General features: G+C 60.8%; 15 protein-coding genes. 9 read left to right on the top strand and 6 right to left on the bottom strand.

The annotated features are described in order from the left end of the window. Nucleotide 1: 1 nt before the first annotated feature. The 5 genes from BM400_RS16925 to BM400_RS16905 all read right to left on the bottom strand — a co-directional run bounded on the left by BM400_RS16925 (nucleotide 2) and on the right by BM400_RS16905 (nucleotide 4,214). Nucleotides 2–355 carry a PadR family transcriptional regulator gene (locus BM400_RS16925; protein WP_089840959.1) on the bottom strand — a complete coding sequence of 118 codons (354 nt, stop codon included), beginning with the start codon at nucleotides 353–355 and terminating at the stop codon, nucleotides 2–4. A gap of 150 nt (nucleotides 356–505) precedes the next feature. Continuing rightward, the gene (locus BM400_RS16920; protein ID WP_089840957.1) at nucleotides 506–1,957 is read right to left on the bottom strand and encodes a GH1 family beta-glucosidase; all 1,452 of its coding nucleotides are present in this window, start codon (nucleotides 1,955–1,957) and stop codon (nucleotides 506–508) included. Nucleotides 1,958–2,349: 392 nt separating this feature from the next. Continuing rightward, nucleotides 2,350–3,138: a tetratricopeptide repeat protein gene (locus BM400_RS16915; RefSeq protein WP_089840955.1), complete on the bottom strand. Its 789-nt coding sequence runs from the start codon at nucleotides 3,136–3,138 to the stop codon at nucleotides 2,350–2,352. Continuing rightward, complete coding sequence (locus BM400_RS16910; RefSeq protein ID WP_089840953.1) at nucleotides 3,128–3,910, bottom strand: coiled-coil domain-containing protein; 783 nt, start codon at nucleotides 3,908–3,910, stop codon at nucleotides 3,128–3,130. Before BM400_RS16910 ends, BM400_RS16915 begins: the two co-directional genes overlap by 11 nt. A gap of 73 nt (nucleotides 3,911–3,983) precedes the next feature. Then, nucleotides 3,984–4,214, bottom strand: coding sequence for a toxin-antitoxin system HicB family antitoxin (locus BM400_RS16905; protein ID WP_089840951.1), 231 nt, complete (start codon nucleotides 4,212–4,214; stop codon nucleotides 3,984–3,986). A 471-nt stretch (nucleotides 4,215–4,685) separates the two neighbouring features. Between BM400_RS16905 and BM400_RS16900 the strand changes: the two genes are divergently transcribed. Beyond that, the gene (locus BM400_RS16900) at nucleotides 4,686–10,388 is read left to right on the top strand and encodes a beta strand repeat-containing protein (protein WP_175529087.1); all 5,703 of its coding nucleotides are present in this window, start codon (nucleotides 4,686–4,688) and stop codon (nucleotides 10,386–10,388) included. A gap of 58 nt (nucleotides 10,389–10,446) precedes the next feature. Beyond that, nucleotides 10,447–11,769: an OmpA family protein gene (locus BM400_RS22155; protein WP_175529086.1), complete on the top strand. Its 1,323-nt coding sequence runs from the start codon at nucleotides 10,447–10,449 to the stop codon at nucleotides 11,767–11,769. Nucleotides 11,770–12,048: 279 nt separating this feature from the next. On the opposite strand, the gene BM400_RS16890 is transcribed toward BM400_RS22155, so the two are convergent. Continuing rightward, nucleotides 12,049–13,716: a putative bifunctional diguanylate cyclase/phosphodiesterase gene (locus BM400_RS16890; RefSeq protein WP_089840946.1), complete on the bottom strand. Its 1,668-nt coding sequence runs from the start codon at nucleotides 13,714–13,716 to the stop codon at nucleotides 12,049–12,051. 319 nt (nucleotides 13,717–14,035) lie between these two features. On the opposite strand from BM400_RS16890, the gene BM400_RS16885 reads away from it, so the two are divergent. The 7 genes from BM400_RS16885 (at nucleotide 14,036) to BM400_RS16855 (ending at nucleotide 20,714) form a co-directional block, all read left to right on the top strand. Continuing rightward, nucleotides 14,036–14,218, top strand: coding sequence for a Flp family type IVb pilin (locus BM400_RS16885; RefSeq protein WP_342714598.1), 183 nt, complete (start codon nucleotides 14,036–14,038; stop codon nucleotides 14,216–14,218). A 95-nt stretch (nucleotides 14,219–14,313) separates the two neighbouring features. Next, complete coding sequence (locus tag BM400_RS16880; RefSeq protein ID WP_089840943.1) at nucleotides 14,314–14,862, top strand: A24 family peptidase; 549 nt, start codon at nucleotides 14,314–14,316, stop codon at nucleotides 14,860–14,862. Next, a complete protein-coding gene (gene cpaB / locus BM400_RS16875; RefSeq protein ID WP_175529085.1) occupies nucleotides 14,859–15,677 on the top strand; it encodes a Flp pilus assembly protein CpaB in 819 nt (272 codons plus the stop codon). Before BM400_RS16880 ends, cpaB begins: the two co-directional genes overlap by 4 nt. Continuing rightward, on the top strand, nucleotides 15,677–17,089 hold the full coding sequence (locus BM400_RS16870) for a type II and III secretion system protein family protein (protein ID WP_089840940.1): 1,413 nt from the start codon (nucleotides 15,677–15,679) through the stop codon (nucleotides 17,087–17,089). Before cpaB ends, BM400_RS16870 begins: the two co-directional genes overlap by 1 nt. 27 nt (nucleotides 17,090–17,116) lie before the next feature. After that, complete coding sequence (locus BM400_RS16865) at nucleotides 17,117–18,352, top strand: CpaE/TadZ family protein (protein WP_089840937.1); 1,236 nt, start codon at nucleotides 17,117–17,119, stop codon at nucleotides 18,350–18,352. Nucleotides 18,353–18,446: 94 nt separating this feature from the next. Next, on the top strand, nucleotides 18,447–19,727 hold the full coding sequence (locus BM400_RS16860) for a TadA family conjugal transfer-associated ATPase (RefSeq protein ID WP_245781930.1): 1,281 nt from the start codon (nucleotides 18,447–18,449) through the stop codon (nucleotides 19,725–19,727). Nucleotides 19,728–19,739: 12 nt separating this feature from the next. Then, on the top strand, nucleotides 19,740–20,714 hold the full coding sequence (locus tag BM400_RS16855; RefSeq protein WP_089840932.1) for a type II secretion system F family protein: 975 nt from the start codon (nucleotides 19,740–19,742) through the stop codon (nucleotides 20,712–20,714). The last annotated feature ends 2 nt before the right edge of the window (nucleotides 20,715–20,716 follow it).

Here is a 20,716-nt window from a genome sequence, read left to right as displayed (position 1 = left end):
TTCACACCTCCCAGGCTTTGGCGGCGGCGAGCACGCGGGTAAAACCGGCAAACATCCGTTCGAAGCTGACGACTTCGTTCTCGAGGTGACGAATACCCGCATCGGTGAGCGAATAGATCCGGGTGGGTCTGCCCTTGGCGGAGATTCCGGCCTCCGATTCCAGCAGGCCCTCCTTCAACATGCGTTGCAAGGCCGGGTAGAGCGAGCCCTCCTCGACCTGAAGGAGGTTGTCGGACACCTGCTTGATGTGTTTCACCAGCCCATAGCCGTGCATGGGACGCAGCCGTAGCGACTGGAGGATCATGATCTCCAGCGCGCCGGGGAAGAGGTCGCGATGTTCGGGGTTCTTCGCCATACCCAGGAGGTTATGGCAGAATACCTATTTTGTAAATAGGTATTCTACGAAAAATTTCATCGCCATTGGACCAGGATTTAAATGGCGCGTGCCGCAACCGGAGTTTACGGTTGCGGCACGTGAGGGACGGCCTGTGGAGTTTGCCTCGAGCTACATGAGGCTGTTCCTGGCGATGATCTCCTTGTAGAGATGACCGCTGAGCTTGAGCGTTCGCTTCTGTGTCTTGAAATCGACATAGGTGATGCCGAAACGTTTGTCATAGCCGTCCGCCCACTCGTAGTTGTCGAGCAGGCTCCAGAGGAAGTACCCCTTGATCGGGATGCCTTCGGTGACGGCGCGGTGCATGTTGGCGATGTAGTTCCGCAGGTACATGACGCGGTCCGTATCGTAGATCTCGCCGTCCGGCGCCATCTGGTCGGTGGAGGAGCAGCCGTTTTCCGTGATGAACTGCTCTTTGGGATGCCAGTTCTCGTGGATGAGCCGGGGCGCCCAGTAGAGGGCTTCGGGGCCGACGGTCAGCCAGGGGCTGAGCATGTGGGGGAAGGACGCAGGCGGCGGCACGCTGACGTAGCCAATCTCATTGTCCGCGGCGCGCACATAGTCGGGCGTGTAGACGTTGACGCCTACGAAATCGATCGGCGAGGAGATGGCGGCGAGATCTTCCGCGGTGAACTGGGGGGCATCGGCTCCGAGCTTCCTGAGGTAATGGTCGGTGTACTTTCCGCTGAGGATGACGCCGAGGTACTGCGCGTTCTCTTCGCGCATGGCGATTCTGGCGGCGGCGATATGCTCGGGCGCTTCGATGACGGGTACGGTGGCGCTGGAGTTTTCCGCGAGGCCAAGCTTCGCCCTGGGCGCTGAGGCCCGGATGGCGCGGACAGCCAGTCCGTGAGCCAGCACGGCATGGTGCGTCAGTTGCGCAAGGCGTTTGCGGCCGACCTGAAGACCGGGAGCATGCCTTCCGGAGCCGTAGCCGATCTCGGTGAAGCTCCTGATTTCGTTGGTGGTCATGATGTTCCTGACGGTGCCTGAAAGCCTGCCGGCGATGAAGCCTGCGTAGTCCGCGAAGGCCTTGGCGGTGTCGCGGTTCTCCCAGCCGCCCTTATCCTGCAAGGCCTGCGGCAGATCCCAATGAAAGAGCGTGGCGTAGGGCTCGATGCCATTGGCGAGCAGCGTCTCCGTGAGCCTGCGATAGAAGTCGATGCCAGCCTGGTTGGGGGCTCCGGTCCCGTTGGGGAAGATGCGGCTCCACGCGATGGAGAAGCGGCAGGTTTTGAGGCCGAGGCCGCGCATGAACTTCACGTCTTCGGGGTAGCGATGGTAGAAGTCATCGGCTACGTCGCCGGTGTCGCCGTTGTGTGTCTTTCCCGGTGTGTGGGAGAAGGTGTCCCAGATGGTGGGGCCACGGCCACCTTCAGTTGCTGCGCCTTCGACCTGATAAGAAGCCGTGGCGGAGCCCCAGAGGAATCCCGCGGGGAAGCTGCGTGGGCCGGATGTGTGGGGCGTTGGGGCTTGTGCCAGGGCATTGCCGGCGAGCGGCACGGAGGCAACCGACGCGCCAAGAAGGTGCGCGAAGGAGCGGCGGGAAAGGTGCTGGGACATGTTTTCTCCGGGGGCGTGAGACGGTTCAAAAGTGAGGTTGTGCAAGCACCACGATAGTAGCGTATCCGGCTTCACCCGCTTCCTAAGATGGATTTGTGGGTGGTAGAGGTCGGACCACTGTGTATTGAAAGTGGTCTGTTTTGCCCGGTTGTGGTGCGTCGCCGCAACCATGGACTTCTAAGGAGGTTACGAGACGGTGATGCGAATTTCCCAAGGTTTCACCAGGAAGATTTTGGACCGTACACGATGGACAAATGCATGGAAGATGTGGCCAAAAGCTGGGTTCGGACGATGTCGGAAAAGTGGTCTGTTTTCGCTTCGATTACCGCCCGGATCGTTCCCGATTGGGAACAGGAGCGGAGCAAGTTTCAAGTTGCCACCTGACTTACAGGCTACGGGTCGCGGTACTCGCGACGCTTGAGCTCGCGGATGGCCGGTTCGTGGCCTTGCAGGGCAGCCTGCCGAATCCAATGGCGGGATTGCGTGTAGTCATGCTCCACGCCCTGTCCGGTGGCGTAGAGGTGGCTGAGCTGGAACTGTGCTTCGGCGTTGCCCTGGTCGGCAGCCTTGCGGTACCAGGCGGCGGCCTGCGTGTGGCTGCGTGGAACGCCCTGTCCGGTGTAGTAGAGATCGGCGAGTTTCTGCTGGGCTTCGGGGAAGTTCTGGGTGGCGGCGACGCGATACCAATGGGCGGCTTCGGCGTTGCTCTGCGGGACGCCCTCGCCTTTGCGATACATGAGGCCGAGGTTGTACTGAGCCCAGGCCAAGTTGCTGTGAGCGGCTCGCTGGCACCAGAGGAAGGCTTCGGGAAAGTTGCCGGCGGCGTAGAAGCGGAAGCTGAGGTTGGCCTGGGCGTAGGCGTGGCCTTGCTCGGCGGCTTTGCGCTCCCAGAGGGCGGACTGAGCGTCGTCCTGCGGGAGGCCCTGACCGGCGTCGTAGAGGGTGCTGAGGAGGTACTGGGACTCGGCGTGGCCCTGCTCGGCGGCGCGTTGGAAGGCGGCTGCGGCTTCCTGGAAGTTGCCGATGTTGTAGGCGGCGACGGCTTCACGGTAGTGCGGGTTGGAGGCTGCGTTGGCGGCATCGCGGCGACCGCGGGCGATGATGCCGGTGCGCGTGGCGTGGAGCGAGAGGGCGGCTCCGGTGGGGATGTGCTGGAGACCTGTCCTGACTTTATCGTCCATGGGCGGCGATCTGGCGGTCGATGAGCTCGAAGCGGCGCTGGGCGTCGGCGACCTGGTCGCGGAGGCTGGCGGCGAGCTCGGTGAGGAGATCGCGGTGCTCGCGGGCGGCGGCTTCGGCGTCGAGGTGGAGTTGGGCGAGTTCGCTGGAGAGCAGGGTGTGACGCTCGGCGTCGAGGTTGGCGATGTCGCGTTGGGCGTGCTGGATCTGGCGGGTGATGCGCAGGAGCTCCGCGGTGGGGCCTTCGCCGGCGATGGAGGCGTTGATCTCGCGGTGATCGTCGAGGAGGCGCTGGAGGGTTTCGGTATCGCCGCGGCTATAGGCCTGGTTGGCGCGCGCCATGAGGAGCGTGAAGTGCTTCTGTTCGGCATCGTCGCGCGCGAAGTCGGGGTGGATGCGCTTCGCTACGTCCCGGAAGAGGGCCTTGAGACTGGGGGGCGGATCGAACTCCTCGGCTTCGTGGGCTGATCCGAAGGCGGCGTCGTGAGTCTCCTGCGCCTGGCGGCGGGTTTCCTCGGCGTGACGGCGGGCGGAGTCGGAGTCGTAGAGGTCGACTTCGCGTTCCGCGATGCGTGCTTCGAGTTCGTCGAGCTGGGCGTAAAGGATGCCGACCTGACGGAGGTAGCGGCCTTCGAAGGTCTTGAGTTGCGCGCGGAGTTGAGCGAGCTCTGACTCGCGTTCGGCGAGCGTGGTGCGGACTGCGGCAAGCTGCTCGCGCTTGTCGAGGAGGGATGCTGCATCCGGAGTTTGCTGGAGGATGATTTCGGCTGGCATAGAACCTTCCCCCATGAGGGGAAGATCCAGTTTAGCGGAATCGATGTGTGCTTATGTTGGGAGCCTGATGCGGCTAGTGGAGATGGGGCTGCAGCTTGGGCATGGTGGTGGATGGCATGAGTTCGCGGCTCTTGACCCGGACGGCGCGCTTCTGCTCGATGCGGCTGAGTCGCTCGGCCACGGCGAGGCTGATGAAGTGATTGAGCGATGTGCCTTCTTCCTGCGCGAACTGTGTTGCCTGTTCTCGCAGGGAGAGAGGCAAACGGAGTAAAAAGCTCTGCTTCCGTTTCAATTCCGGTTCCATGTGTGAGCCTCTCGGTTTGGTGTTTGGACGACCTTGTTGAAGGGTCGATCGGACCGAGTATTGACCAGCGAGTGGTCGCTTGGCAAGGGCCTGGATTACTTCCGTACCGTGACAATTTCGAGCTTGAAAACTTGACGACGATCAAGGCGCTTCGTGAGAGGGGTCTGATATCACACACGATATTGTTCTCGCGTTTTATTCGGTTTTGAGGGCAAAGACCTCTATCGCGCAAGGGCAGGCACAGGTCATTCTGCATTCGCGACTTCGTTTGCCGATCTCCAGTTCGAGAGAGGCCTTCCTGGGTAGCCATTCATTTTTTAGAGCAATCGGAGTGAACATCACATGGGACAGTTCCTCACACACGCGGCTTCAGATACGGTCTTGGGATCTCCTGCTTCACGGCATGAGATCGACCTTGCGCAGCCTTCATCCTCCCCAACCTGCACGACGTCACCATTCCGGGCAACGAGTGTGTTCCGCGTTCCCGGATTTCTCTGGATCATGCTGTGTGTGGCCTGCATGACGCTGGCGGGCTGCGGCTCAGGCGGCTATGCGGGTGGTGGGATCACGGGGCTTTCCACGAGCGCCGTCAATCTTGACGCTGGACAATCGGAGACGATCAACGCGACGATCCAGGGAACGAATCCGATCACATGGACTCTCTCCTGCACGACGGGATGTGGGTCGGTCGCGTCTTCTTCGGCGGGCTCGGTGGTGTATAGCGCACCATCGGGTATCACGTCGCCGTTGAAGCTGACGTTGACGGGCACGACGATGGGCACGACGAACTCCCAGTCCGTGAGCATCACGGTGAACCCGGATCCGGTGATTACAGGTGCGGCGCCCTCCGGCACCGTGGGTACGGCCTACTCCATGACGCTGAGCGCGACGGGCGGAACGGGCGCGCTCAAATGGAGCATCGCAAGCGGGACTTTGCCTGCGGGGCTGAGTTTCAATGCGACCAGCGCTACGATTTCGGGCACGCCCACCACGGTGGGCGAGTCCACGTTTACGGCGCAGATCACCGACTCGAGTGATGTGCCGTATACGACGACGGCGCAGAGGACGATTGTGATTGCAGCCGGCGGCGCGGCGCTTTCGTTGACGGGCAATCCTACCGCGGGTACGGTGGGCACGGCTTACTCGACGGCGTTCCAGGCTGCGGGCGGCACGGGACCGTACACGTACAGCTTGACCTCCGGCGCGTTGCCTTCGGGCCTTTCGCTTTCGGCGTCGACCGGTGTGGTCTCCGGAACACCGACCGCAGCGGGAACCTCCGGGTTCACGGTTCAGGCGCAGGATTCGACCGGGGCGAAGGCTTCGGGAACCTACAGCATCGTGATCGCGAGCGGGACGAGCCCGTTGACGATCAGTGTTGCTTCGCTTCCGAACGGCACGGTGGGAACGCCTTACTCGTCGACGATCGGCGTGACGGGCGGAACTGCGCCTTACACCTGCACGATCACCTCGGGCACACTGCCCGCGGGACTTTCGCTGGGTGGCGGTTGCGTGGTGAGTGGAACGCCTACGGCCGCCGGCACGGCGAACCTTACGGTGAAGGCGACGGACTCGGCCAATCCCACGGCGACGACGAGTGGACCGGTGAGTCTGACGATTGCACCGGCACCGCTTGCGATTACCGTGGCCTCGCTGCCGAACGGCCAGGTTGCCGTTGCGTACAGCGCGACGGTCGGCGTGAGCGGCGGCACTGGGCCGTACAGCTGCTCGGTGACGTCCGGCACGTTGCCGGCCGGACTGTCGATGGGAGCGGGTTGCGTGGTGAGCGGAACACCGACCACGGCGGGCACTGCGAACCTTACGGTGCGGGCTACGGACTCGAGCAACCCTGTGCTGAATACAAGCGGTCCGGTGAGCATCACGATCGCTCCAGCGGGGCTTTCGATTACGACGGGTGCGCTGCCGGGTGGAACGGTGGCTGTGCCTTACTCGGCGACCATCGGTGTCGCGGGCGGAACGTCTCCGTATAGCTGCTCGATCACGTCGGGTGCGCTGCCTGCGGGTCTTACGCTTGGCGCAGGCTGCGTGGTGAGTGGAACGCCGACGGTGGCGGGTACGTCGAACCTGGTCGTGAAGGCGACGGATGCGGGCAGCCCCATGCTGACCGCGAGCGGGCCGGTTACGGTCACGATCGTTCCTGCACCGGCGAACATCATCATCAGCTCGCCGCCGACGGCGACGGTTGGCACTCCGTATACCGGGCCGATTCCGGTCTCGGGAGGCGCACCGCCGTACACCTGCACGATCACCGCGGGCACGCTTCCGGCCGGACTTACGCTGGGTGCGGGTTGCGTGATCAGCGGTACGCCGACCACCGCAGGGCCTTCGACGATTACAGTGAAGGCGGTCGATTCGAGCAATCCGGTGAATACAGGCACAGGGCCGATCACGGTGACGGTGCAGGCAGCCGGGCCGACGCTGATGCTGGCGTCTCCACCCGCGGCTACCCTGAACACACCTTACACGGGAACGATTCCGGTGACGGGCGGAACTGGTCCGTACTCGTGCTCGATCAGTTCGGGCGCGTTGCCTGCCGGACTTACGCTGGGTGCGGGATGCGTGATCTCGGGAACGCCGACGGTTACGGGCACGTCTTCGGTGACGGTGACGGCGACGGACTCCAGCCATCCACAGGGCAGCGGTACGGGGCCTGTGACGGTGACGGTGGGCGGTGGGGCTACGTTGACCCTCACCTCGCCTCCGGGAGCTACGGCGGGTACTCCGTATAGCGGTCCGATCGGTGTGACGGGCGGAACGGCTCCTTACACCTGCGCGCTGGTGTCGGGTACGCTTCCTGCCGGTCTTACGCTGGGTACGAACTGCGTGGTTACGGGAACGCCGACGACGCCGGGTACCTCGTCCATCACGGTGAAGGCGACGGACTCCGGAAGCCCGGTGGTGACGTCGACGGGAACGGTGAGCATCGTGGTCGCACCGGCTACGCTGACGCTCTCGGTCTCTTCACTGCCCAATGGAACGGTCGGTGTCGCCTACGCGCAGACGATTGGCGCGGCGGGCGGAACGGCTCCGTACAGCTGCACGATTATGGCGGGCACGCTGCCAGCAGGGCTCTCGCTTGGAGCGGGATGCCTGGTGAGCGGAACGCCGACGACCGCGGGTACATCGAACCTGACGGTACGGGTGACCGACGCGGGCAGCCCGATGCAGACGGCTACCGGGCCGGTGAGCATCACGATCGTGGCGTCGCCTTTGACGGTCACGGTTGGGGCGCTTCCGAATGGCACGGTGGGTGCGCCTTACTCGTCCACGATTGGCGTCTTGGGTGGAACGGGTCCGTACTCCTGCGCGATCACGACAGGGACACTGCCTGCCGGGTTGACGCTTGGAGCGGGATGCGTGGTGAGTGGAACGCCGACGACGGCCGGTCTCTCGACCATGACGGTGAAGGCGACCGACTCCGGCAATCCGGTGCAGACGGCGAGCGGTCAGGTGACGATCACAATCCTGCCTGCGGCGCTGACGCTTGCTGTGACGACGCTGCCGAATGGAGTGGTGGGAACGCCCTACACGGCCACGGTCGGCGTGAATGGCGGCACTGCTCCGTATAGCTGCTCGATCACGGCGGGCACGCTGCCTGCGGGGCTTACGCTGGGTGCAGGATGCTCGGTGAGCGGAACGCCTACGGTTGCCGGCACGTCGAACCTGACGGTGAAGGCGACGGATGCAGGCACTCCAAGCCAGACGACGAGCGGTCCGGTCAGCATCACGATCACGGCGGCTCCGACGCTGACGATTACGTCTCCGCCAGCGGCTACTGCGGGAACTCCTTACACCGGCACCATCGGTGTGACGGGAGGTACCGCGCCCTATACCTGCACCATTACCGCTGGGACGCTGCCGACCGGCCTGACGCTTGGGGCGGGATGCGTGGTGAGTGGAACGCCGACTACGGCGGGAAGCAGCCCGATCACCGTGAAGGCGACGGACTCCAGCAGTCCTGCGACCACCAGCTCGGGCCCCGTGACGATTACGGTGAACGCGGCGGCTGTCACGCTGACGTTGAGTTCGCCTGCGAACGCCACGGTTGCTACGCCCTACGTTGGAGTGATCGGCGTGAGCAATGGCACGGCACCTTATAGCTGCACACTGGCGGGGGGGACGCTCCCGGCTGGTCTGACGCTTGGGTCTGCCTGCACGGTCACCGGTACCCCGACGACTGCTGGAGTGAGCACTGTCTCGATCACCGCGACGGATGCCAGCACACCGGTCAAGACCACAACGGGGCCTGTTGCGATCACGGTTCTTCCCGTGCCGCCGCTGACCTTTACCGGATCGCTTCCGAACGCAACGATTGGCGTTGCGTATAACCAGACGCTGCATGCTTCGGGTGGAATCGGTCCCTACACGTACGCCGTCACGACGGGCGCTCTGCCTGCCGGATTGACGCTCTCGACAGCAGGTGTCGTGAGCGGCACGCCGACGGCTCCCGGGGCGAGCAGCTTTACGGTTACGGCAACGGATAGCGAAGCCACACCGCAGACTGCAGCTCTGCCTCTTGTTCTCCTGGTCGTCTATCCCACCACGCCGAACGATCCTGAGTTGACGGGGCCCTATGCCTTCCTCTTCCAGGGTTACGACGATGAGGTGGCGGGCGTGCTCGCTTACAAGACCGCTTCGGTCGGCAGCTTTACGGCTGACGGTACGGGCGTTCTCAGCGCGGGCGAACTGGATTCGAATCATCAGACGTCGAATCCGACGGGTAACACGATCAGCAGCAGCAACTTCGTGGGCACGTACACCATCGGTACGGACCAGCGCGGGACGATGGCGATCACGACGCTGAACGCCGACGGCACCACTGGCTCCACCGCGATCTATGCGATCTCGGTGAAGGCTCCGGTGGCTCCGGCGACGGTCGCGACGAAGGCGGACATGATCGAGTTCGACTCGAATAACCTCAGTGGCACGAAGGGATCGGGGACTCTGCTGCAGCAGCAGCCCACGACCTTCGCGGCTGGCCTGACAGGCAGCTATGCCTTTGGGCTCTCCGGTGACTCGCCTTGCCTGCCGGCCTGCACGGTGGGGATCTTCGCCGGTCCCGCTGCTTCGGTCGGTCAGTTCTCAACCGATGGCGCGGGCGCGATCAGCGGTGGAACGGGCGATGAGAATATCGCCCAGACCAACCTTGCCAACTCGTCGCTGAGCGGCACCTACACGACGGCCGATGGCAATGGCCGCCTGGAGATGTCGATGCAGACGACGGGAACACCGGCAGGGGTGTACCCGACCGACTACGCGGTGTACCTGGTTGGAGCGGATCAGGCCTTTATCCTCTCCACGGACAAACACTCGTCGTACATCCTGCTGGCCGGTACGGCGCAGCGGCAGACGACGACAACCTTCAGCAACGCTTCGATGAGCGGGCCGTACGTGGGGTATGAGAACTCCGCGACGAACCCGGGTCTTGTTGGCGCGACGCTGCAGAATGTGCTGAACCTGTCCACATCCACGATCTTCCGGGGTACGGCGGATGCGGCCGGGACATGCAATACGACCAACGTCGACATCGGCGGCCTGACGGGTCTGGTGAATGGATTGACCGGACTGGGCAGCGGCGCTCCTATCCTCAACGCACTTCTGGGCACCTACCAGTCGACGGGTAATAGCGTCTGCACGGTAAGCAGCAATGGAAGAGGCGTTCTCAACTATCCTGCGCCGAGCGGCTTGCTGCCTGGCATTCTGACCCTGCTTGGATTGGGCAATACGCCTCCTCCGGCACGCGTCTTCTACCTCGTTGCACCGAACCGGGGCTACTTCCTGGAGACGGGCTACGCTGGTCTCGGCAACTTCGAACCGCAGACGGGATCGCCCTTCAGCTTCTCCACGCTGAATGGAACGTACGTCTACGGCACGACGGCGGCGAGTACGGTGGCGAGCATCGACGGCTCCGGTACGTTTACCGCGGACGGAGCGGGCCACGCATCCACCACGACCGATCTGAACGTCGGTGTGGGAACGATCAACATACTTCAGCTCGGGGTGACCGGCACGCAGAACTACACCCTGACCGACGCAACCGCGGGCCGCTACCTGCTGGGCTCCTCCACGGTGATCTACGCGATCTCGCCAACACGGTTCGTACTTCTCGATACGAGCGCGCTGTCGACCTCGCCTTCGGTCGTGCTGTTGTACTAAGTCGCTCAAAAAAAACTCAACACCGGGCCCCGGATGGGGCCCGGAAGGAGATAGGAAGATGCGTATGTCGAAGGTAGCTCTTGTTCTTCTTGCGGCGGGCGCTGTTGCCCCTGCTCTGAACGCACAGGCCATCCCGGTGAGCTCAGGGTTTGCGACTCCACGGGTGGAGATCTCGGCGGGCTACAACTTTATCAAAGCGAACGCTCCACCATCCGGTTGCGAGTGCTTCAACCTCAATGGCGCTTATGTCTCGGCGGACTACAACTTCCTGAACTGGCTTGCGGTGACCGGTGAGTTTACGACCGGGCATGCGAACAAGATCAGTGCGCTTGGGCAGAATCTGACGCTGAGGACCTATATGGGAGGACCGAAGGTTTCACTGCGCATGAATCGCTTTGTACCGTATGGTGAGGTTCTTTTCGGCGAGGCGCAGGGAAGCGACTCTTACTTTCCGACGGCGACGAGCTACACGACGAGCGCGTCGAGTTTCGCGCTGTCCGTGGGCGGGGGCCTGGATGTCAATCTGACGAGACGGTTTGCGGTTCGTGTGCCGGATGTGCAGTATCTGCGAACGGGATTTCCCAATGCCGCGGACAACGAGCAGAACCAACTGATGATTGGGGTGGGAGTTGTGGTGAAGTTCGGCGCGCGGGACGCGTGGTCTTCTCCCGCTCCGGTGGTACCGCCGCGTCCCAGCGAGATCGAGTTTTCGTGCAGTGGCAATGCGGGCAACATCGAACCGGGACAGCTTTTGCGGATCATGGGTGATGCGAAGACCACGCCGGATCAGTTGAAGGTGGTCTATTCGTGGTCAACCAACGGAGGCACGGTTACGGGGGGCGGACGGAGCATCAGCATCGATACGACGGGTCTGCCGGCGGGGGAATACACGGTTACGGGAACGGCGGCGCTGGCTTCGAGTCCGTCGACGAACCAGAGCTGCGAGGTCGCGTTCCGTGTCAATGCGCCGAAGCCCGCGGTGGTGGACACGCCTGTGCCTGCGGCGGCGCCGACGGCGGCAGAGATGAAGAAGGACAAGGAGTTTCACGATAACGTTCCGGACGCTCTGTTCGACTACGACAGCTACACGATCCGACCCGATGCGCAAGAGGCGGTGGAGCATGCGGCTGCCTACCTGATGGCTCATCCTACGATCAACGTGATTATCGCGGGCTATTCGGACGAGCGTGGATCCGCGGAGTACAACCTAGCGCTTGGCGAGAAGCGAGCGAATGCCGCCCGGGATAGCCTGATGCGTCTGGGAGTTCCCGGGCAGCGTTTGCGGATCGTCAGCTATGGCAAGGAGACACCTGTATGCAGCACGCAGGATGAGACGTGCTATCAGCAGAACCGGCGGGCCGCGTTTGCGTTGAGTCGCTGACGGAGCACTACGGCTGGAAAGGAACCGCCCCTGAAGCTGGACCATCGGTCCAGCTTCAGGGGCGGTTTGCTGCGCTTCCGATGGATCGTGTTCGGTGGGGCGGCGGCTGTGGGATTGGCCATTTTCGCGCGGGGTTGGCGTTCGGCGGCGATGCTGTTATGAAGGTGCTGATTGCGGTAGGCCTATGCGCAGGTTTCGCGTGGCGGGCGACTCTGGACGACTGAGTGCTGTATGCATGCCGACAGACTTCCGGGTGCTTGAAGCACGCATGACGAGACCTCAGGCAATGATCCGAAGGCCGCCAGGATTCGCCGGCTTATCGACAGGCTTGGGTGTGAGCGCTTCGCGCCGGGCCAGGAGCTCGATCATCTCGATGAGCGGGATGCCTTTGCTGAAGAGAAAGCCCTGGGCGAGGATGCAGCCGTAGGAGACGAGCTGGCGCCGCTGTTCTTCTTCTTCCACACCCTCCGCGGTCACTTTCATCTTGGCGGCTGCGGCGATGTTGATGACGAACTGCACGATCTCCGCGTTGATCGGGCTCTTGCTCATGTTCTTGACAAAGGACTGATCGAGCTTCAAGGTGTCGATGGGGTACTTGCCGATGTAGCTCAAAGAAGAGTAGCCGGTACCGAAGTCGTCGAATGCGATTTGCACCCCGAGGGCGCGGATGTCTTCGAAAAGCTTGCCGACGCGCGCTGCATCTGTGAGGAAGATGCTCTCCGTGATCTCAAGCTGAAGCCATGTGGGATCGATCTTCGTTTCTTCGAGGACTTCGACGAGCTCAGAGAAGAAGGTGGGTACGTCGAGTTGCTTGCTGGATACGTTGAGGCTCATGAGGAGTTTCTTGCCGGCTGCCGCGTGAAGCGCAGCCATGTCGCGGCACCCGCGTTTGATGACCCATTGGCCGATACTGACGATGTGCCCCGACTCTTCAGCCAGCTTGATGAAGTCGCCAGGGAAGAGAAGACCGCGGGTGGGATGATTCCACCGGATGAGGGCTTCCATGCCAAAGATGGACCAGTCGCGCATATCGACGAGTGGTTGGTAGAAGAGCTCGAACTCCTCGTTTTGAATCGCCGCAGTGAGCTGAAGCCGGGCCTGCATGGAGGCCATGGCAGCCTCCTGCATGGTGGGATGATAGGTGACGACGCGACCGCCACCCTCGCGTTTTGCGTGGTACATGGCCGTATCCGCGTCGCGCAGGATCTCTTCGGCGTCGGTGTAGCTTGGGATGATCTGGCAGTGCCCCACGCTGGCTTCCATCGGGATGGACATGCCACCGAGGATCACAGGCTCCTCGATCACGGTGAGGAGGCGCTGCGCCGTTCTCAGGGCCTGCCCAACTCCACGAACATCCGGCAAGATGACGGCGAATTCATCGCCGCCTACGCGTGCAAGGATCTCGCCGGGGCGCATGCATTGCTTCAGCCGTTGAGCCATCTCGATGAGAAGAAGATCACCCAGGCGGGCACCGAACATGTCGTTGACTGCTTTGAAGGTGTCGAGATCGATGTAGAGGACATGGGCGTTGACGTTGGTGCTGGCGTGAACCTTGTCCAGCACCGCAGGAAGGGTTTCCATGAGATGTGCGCGGTTGAAGAGGCCGGTGAGGCTATCGTGAAACGCGGCATGGCGCAGCTTGACTTCGGTTCTCTTTCTTTCCCGGATCTCTTCGGCGAGAGCGTCGTTTTGCTGACGTGTGACCTTCTGCTCCGTGAGCACTGTTTGCATGCGGTGACGATCTTCGGTCTGAGCGAGCTCTTTCTTACGCTTGGATGTGCTGCGTTGCTGGATGACGGCAACCAGGACGAGGAACGATGCCACGAAGAGAGCAAGAACGAGCGTGAGGGCCACAGGAGAGATGTGGACGGCCTCTCCTGCTCCAGCCGGTGAGGAGAACAGCCCCATTGCACACTCGTTCTGTATCGACCCTGCGAATCGCGTCATGCGTTCTTTCTCCCTTCGATGAAGCCTGGATGGGCGTCGACTTACTCCGCATACACGGATGTAAGCGAGTTCGTTTTCCTGTGGTGATACTCCCGCTTCACCAATATCTGCGCGCCAATTACCTGAGTGCAAGGGGTGATATCACGAGTGATATTGAAACCGGGATGAAATTGCGGACGGGTGTTGCAACCTATTTTTTTTATGTTTTTATGGGGATGTCGCAACCGCTTCCACATACTTTGAGGTTGTTTGGGTTGCGGCAACTACTTCGGGTAAGCGCTGTAAAACAGGTAGGACATCCAAGGGGGATGAAATGAAAATGAATAAGAGTCTTGTGTCCGCATTTCTTGCCGATGAGTCCGGTCAGGATCTCATCGAGTACGCACTGGTCGCCTCGCTCGTCGGTCTCGCCGCAGTGGCCACGCTGCAATCGCTTGCCACTTCCATCACCGGAGTCTTCACCTCCATCGGTGCAAGGCTGAATGCGGCGGTTGCGGGCTAACTCACTTCATGTCGAGGACCGGGTAGCCGGTCCTCGACATGCAAACCATTGCACTCTGCGCAGCGTGAGATGAAAGTGTGTCGGGGGAGACGCAGATGTCAATCGATAAAGATTTGATCTATCCGGTGTTTGCTGTGGTGTGCGGGCTTGCAGCCGCTGTGACGGATATTCGCAGCCGGAAGATTCCGAACAGTCTCACGGGTTCAGCATTGATTGCGGGTCTGTGTCTTCACCTGAGCCTCGATGGGTGGCGCGGGCTCCTGAGCTCGCTGGCAGCAGCCCTCATCGCCGGCTCGATCTTTCTCTTCTTTTACGTAGCAGGTGGCATGGGGGCGGGCGATGTCAAGCTGATCGCCGCTGCCTCCGCCCTGGTGGGTCTCGGAAACACGGCACCGTTGCTTATCTTTACGACACTTGCAGGCGGCGTGATGGGACTGGTCCTTGCCGCAATCCATGGACGCCTGCTCGCGACGCTGCGCAATATGCTTCGCCTCGCCGTACACCATCGCGAAGAGGGCTTGACTCCGCATCCTGAACTCAATGTTTCCAATCCGGCAACGCTTCGTCTGCCTTACGGCATTGCCATCGCGGCTGGATGTCTTTTGACGCTCTACACTTCAACCATACGGGGCTTTGGCCTATGATCGCTCGCCGTCTTCTTCTCGCCCTGTCTCTCGCCATCGTGATTTCGGGACTCTTCACCTACTGGCTGAGCAAACGATTCAGTCATTCGAAGGCAGCCCCCGTGGCGCAGCTCAACTATGTCTCCACCGTCCATGAGATGAAGGTCGGAGACAACCTAAAAGCAGCCGATCTGACGATGATCGCGTGGCCCAGCACTACACCTCTGCAAGGCGCTTTCCTGAAGCAGGAAGATGTCGTGGGTCGTACGTTGCTCTATCCCATCGCCGCGCATCAGCCAGTGCTTGAACATCAACTGTCCGGGGCCGGGGGAGGGAACGGACTTTCAACGAGGATTCCCGATGGGATGCGCGCCCTGTCGCTCAAGTCCGACCAGGTTGTGGGTGTCGCGGGCTTCCTATTTCCGGGGACTCATGTGGATGTTCTGGTGACGTACCACGCGAATGGTTCCAACGACCCTGTCACGGCGACGGTTCTGCAGGACGCTCCCATCCTTGCGGCGGGACAGAAGATGCAGCCCGATCCCGATGGCAAGGCGAATACGGTGGATGTCGTGACGCTGCTCGTCTCGCCGCAGGATGCCGAGAAGGCGGTGCTGGCGAGCACGCAGGGCACGGTGCATTTCGTCCTTCGCAATGGCGAGGATCACGAGCAGGTCAACGATCAGCCGATGCAGATTTCTTCGCTGGGGAAGGTTGCGGCTGTGAAAGCTCCCGAACGGGTTGTGGCGAAGAAAGTTGTCGTCGCAGCCGCTGCACCGAAACCTTACAGCATTGAAGTTCTGCGCGGTGACAAGCAGACTGTGGAGACCTTCTAATGACATTCAGAGTGCGTATTGCAAGACTCCTGTGCTGTGTGGCATGGCTGCCCTTCGCCGGTTATGCCCAGAGCGCTGCGCCGGTGACCGATGCGGCAGACGCCGCGGCTGCCGACTTTTCAAGCTCCGTTCCGTATGCGCCGGTGATGCGTGTGATCGTGGGGCGCACGGTCACGATCAACACCAAACACAGGCTGACGAAGGTCTACGTGACAGACCCTTCGATTCTGCTCTCTTACACCGCGAGTCCCAATCAGGTGTTGGTGACCGCGAAACAGGCTGGGGTTAGCTCACTGGTGTTGTGGGATGAAGCGGGCGAGTCTCGCACGTTCTTCTTCTCCGCCGATGTGGACATCACCCGGTTGCAGGGTGCCCTGAAGCAGGCGATGCCGAACGAAATGATCGAGGCACAGGGCGATCAGGGACGCGTGATTCTGACCGGCCATACGAGCTCGGCGGCACTCTCCGAATCGGCTGTGCATCTTGCGGCACTGTACTCAAAGGAAGTCTCCAATACGATCGTGGTGAACTCCGCAGCGATCAAGCAGGTACGTTTGAAGGTGCGGATCGTCGAGGTCGATCGATCGAAGCTCGACCAGTTCGCCTTCAATTTCTTCAGTGCCGGGGGCAAGAATCTGGCGTCGACGACGACGAATCAGTTTCCTTCGACCGCTAGCGTGACAACGAGCGGTTCGTCGGGAAGTAGTTCCTCAGGGACGTCGAATAGCGTGGGGCAGAATACGGTCTCCGTCTCGAATCCGCTGAACTTCCTTCTGTATAGCTCGCAACTGAATGTTGGAGCGATGCTGCAGGATCTCGAATCGCGGCAGGTGCTGCAGATCCTGGCAGAGCCGAACATTACAACGCTGAGTGGGCTGAAGGCGAATTTCCTGGCAGGTGGTGAGTTTCCTTTTCCAGTGGTCCAGGGTACGTCGGGAGGTCTCACGTCGATCTCGGTGCAGTTCCGGCCATACGGCGTGAAGGTTGAGTTTCTCCCGGTCGTCAATGTGGATGGTTCGATTCAACTCAGCGTGTCGCCGGAGGTGAGCGCGCTGGACTATACGAACGCTGTCACGATCAGTGGATATACGATCCCGGCACTCTCGACCAGACGCGCCGACACGCAGGTTGTGCTGAAGAGTGGACAGAGTTTCGCGATCTCAGGGTTGCTCGATAAGCGGACGACAGACTCTCTTGCACGCACGCCCGGTGCTGCGAACATTCCGATTCTGGGGAAGCTGTTCAAGTCGAAGAATATCAACCATTCGACCACGGAACTGATTGTCATCGTCACACCGGAGATCGTGGATCCTCTGCACAACCCGGATCATTTCCTTGAACCTCTGCCGGCTGTGCCGTTTCTCGATCCAAAGGTCTTTGACGCTCACCTTCCCAAGATTCAACCCAACTAGACGCCTGCCAGACGGAGGGAGCTCATCTTGACGAACTTAGATCATGTGCTGGATGTGAGGGAGACCGCGGTCCTGGCTGTTCATCTCGACGCGGACTTTGTAGAGACGCTTGAAGAGACGTTCGACCGGAGAGGTTGGAAGATCAATCTCTCGACCTTCGATGCTTATCTTTCGGCGGAGCGGCGTCCGGCTCTGGGCGCGCTGAAGTCTGCGGTGTGTATTGTTTTCGTGGACTTCGACAGCAACGCCGCCGAAGCTGTGGAGACGGTTCGCTATCTGAGCCAGATGCTCAGCGGCGGTGTGAGTGTTGTCGCGGTTGCGAACGAGTTGAAGTCGGAGACGGTGTTGTCGGCGATGCGGGCCGGATGCAGTGAAGTGGTGAAGCGCGAGGCGTCGTCGAGTGAGATGCTCGAAACCATCGAGCGTCTGCGCGGGAGCTGGTCGTCAACGCCAGCGGCAACGACGTCGCAAGGGGCGGTCATCGCGTTCTTCGGTGCGAAGGGTGGAACGGGCACGACGACCCTGGCAGTGCATCTGGCGACTTCTCTCGTTCGGCGCCATCAGAAGCGGGTGCTGCTGATCGACCATCATCCAGAGCTTGGTCATGTCTGTGTCTATCTTGGGCTGGATGGGACACGGTGCCACTTTCAAGAGGTTGTGCGCAATGTCGGGCGGTTGGATAGTGAGCTGCTTCGCGGGTTCGTGGCGCGGCATGCATCGGGCCTGGAGGTCTTGTCGTCGCCCGATCTATGCGGAGGAGAGAAGCCCGTTGAAGCGCATGCGGTCAGCAGGACGCTGGAGTTTCTGAGTACGGAGTACGACTTCGTGATTCTGGATTGCGCGACCGCAACGGAGGAGTACAACGTGCCCGTGATCGAGTCTTCGTCGATGTTGTATCTTGTCGCTTCTCCCGATGTGGGCTCTGTGCGCAACCTATCGCGCTATGTGGACGCGCTTTCGCACGGAGACCAAGCGAGCGACAAAGTGAAGGTTGTGATGAACCGCTCGAGTTCGACGTATGCCATCGAGATTCCCCAGATTGAACAGGCGATCAAGTTGCCGGTTTCCATCAAGATCTCAAGCGCGTATCCGGAGCTTGTCCGTGCCGGGAACCTGGGCGAGCCGATGTCGCCCGATGCAAACACCGAGGTTACCAATCAATTTGTGAAGTGGGCCAATACGCTCGTTGGGATTTCATCCGAAGTCGCCGTGCCAAAGAAGAACAAGAAGGTTTTTGGCATGTTGAATCTCTTGAAGGCATAGCCGATAGGAACATGGGGTGCGTGGAATGGATGTCGCCGGAACCGATTTATTGCCAAGCCGAACTCCGATGCAATCGCCGCGCGTGAGCAGGGGAGTGCCCGAAGCTCTTCAGCAACAGATCAAGTCCGCGGTTCATAAAGAGCTCATCAAGCGGCTGGATCTGAATCGGCTGGATGAGTTCAATCAGACCAGGGCGGGGCAGCAGCAGCTCTTCACGCTGATCCAGAAACTGATGACGGAGCATGGCATTCCGCTGAGTACCACGGAGCGGGACAAGCTGAGCCAGGAGGTGGTGGATGAGGTGTTTGGACTCGGTCCGCTGGAGCCCCTGCTGAACGACTACACGGTCAACGACATTCTCGTGAACACGTATAACTCCGTGTATGTGGAGCGGCGGGGGATTCTTGAGAAGACGAATATCGTCTTCAAAGACAACCGTCACCTGATGCACATCATCGACAAGATCGTGTCGGCTGTCGGCCGCCGGATCGATGAATCTTCGCCCATGGTGGATGCGAGGCTCGCGGACGGGTCGCGTGTGAATGTGATTATCCCTCCGCTTGCGATCGATGGGCCGATTCTGTCCATTCGGCGGTTCGGCCAGACTCCGCTTCGCTCCGACGATCTTCTGCGTTCGCAGATGCTGACGAAGCCGATGCTGGATCTTCTGCAGAGAGCCGTGGAGTGCAGACTCAACATCGTGGTTTCGGGTGGTACGGGCTCCGGCAAGACGACGCTGTTGAATGTTCTTTCCGGCTTCATCTCAGCGAGAGAGCGCATTGTGACGATTGAAGATTCGGCTGAACTTCAATTGAAGCAAGAGCATGTTGTGCGGCTGGAGACTCGTCCACCGAACACGGAGGGGCATGGCGCGGTGCGGCAGCGAGAGCTGATGATCAATGCGCTGCGCATGCGTCCGGATCGCATCGTGGTCGGTGAGGTTCGCGGCGAAGAGACGCTGGACATGCTGCAGGCGATGAACACCGGTCACGATGGATCGCTGACGACGATCCACTCCAACTCGCCGCGCGATGCGCTGGCACGTATCGAAACGATGGTGATGATGGGAGACATTCGGCTGCCGGATAAGGCGATCCGCGCCCAGATTGCTTCGGCGATTCACCTGATCGTCCAGGTGGCCCGCATGAACGACGGAACACGCCGCATCACCCATATTACGGAGTTGACGGGATCGTATAGCGACTCGGTGAGCATGAACGACCTGTTTCTCTTCGAGAAGAAGGGTCTCACGGCAGCGGGCAAGGTGAGGGGCAGGTTCCATTCCACGGGTATTCTGCCGAAGTTCGCGGAGAAGCTTTCAGCGTCAGGTCTCAGTCTGCCGCACAATCTGTTGAATCATTCCGAAGAGGTGTAACGAGGCTCTCCCATGATTGTCCTGGCACTTGTGTTTTGCATGTTGCTCTTCTTCATCTTCGCCGCGGTGATTTATGCGACCGGACCTTCCACGGAGCAGGCCGCCGTGCATCGTCGCATCGAGCAGATCCTTTCGACGCATACGCGCAGCCAGGAGGTTGCGGCGGTCCTGCCGTCCTATCTCGATAAGCGCGAGGATGGATTCCTGGGGTTGCTCGACGAAAGACTTGCGAAGAAGCGTTTGACGCATGGGCTGCAGAGGCTGATTGTGCAGGGGCAGACCTCGACGACGGTCGCAAAGATCCTGCTTATTTCCGGGGCGGCTGCGATTGCGACGTTTGCGGCGGTGTATCTCTTCTTTTCGATGTTGCTGCTCGCTGTCGGTTGTGGGCTGTTGGCCGGTGTTATTCCGACCATCTTCCTTCAGTACAAGCGTGCGAAGCGCATCGCGGCCTTCAATAACGCTCTGCCCGACGCGGTTGAGATGTTTGCCCGCGCTCTTCGCGTTGGAAATTCACTGGTTGCGTCGATCCAGATCGTGGCCGAGGAGTCGGTTGAGCCCGCCAAGACGGAGTTCGCTGAGGTCTTCAAGAAGCAGAACTACGGTCTTCCGTTGCGCGATGCACTGATACAGATGATCGATCGTGTTCCCTCGATGGATCTGCAGGTTGTGGTGACCGCGATTCTCGTGCAGAAGGATTCCGGGGGCAATCTTGTGGAGATCCTGGAGCGCACTGTCGCAGTGATCCGCGACCGCCTGCGTATTCAGCGTGAGATCAAAACACACACTGCGCAAGGGCGCATGACGGGATGGATTCTTTGCCTGCTGCCGCTTGCGATGTTGTTGTGCATCAACCTGCTGAATCCGGGGTATTCCACGGTGCTCTTTCATGACCCGACAGGGCAACGCCTTCTCTATATCGGCGTGGGTCTGCTGAGCCTAGGTGCCTTTCTTATCCATCAGATCGTGAAGGGAATCGAGGTATAGAC

It is taken from the genome of Granulicella pectinivorans (assembly GCF_900114625.1).
Lineage (GTDB): Bacteria > Acidobacteriota > Terriglobia > Terriglobales > Acidobacteriaceae > Edaphobacter > Edaphobacter pectinivorans.
The sequence above is the reverse complement of the archived record's forward strand: the minus strand, read 5'-3'. Positions and strand labels throughout refer to the sequence as shown.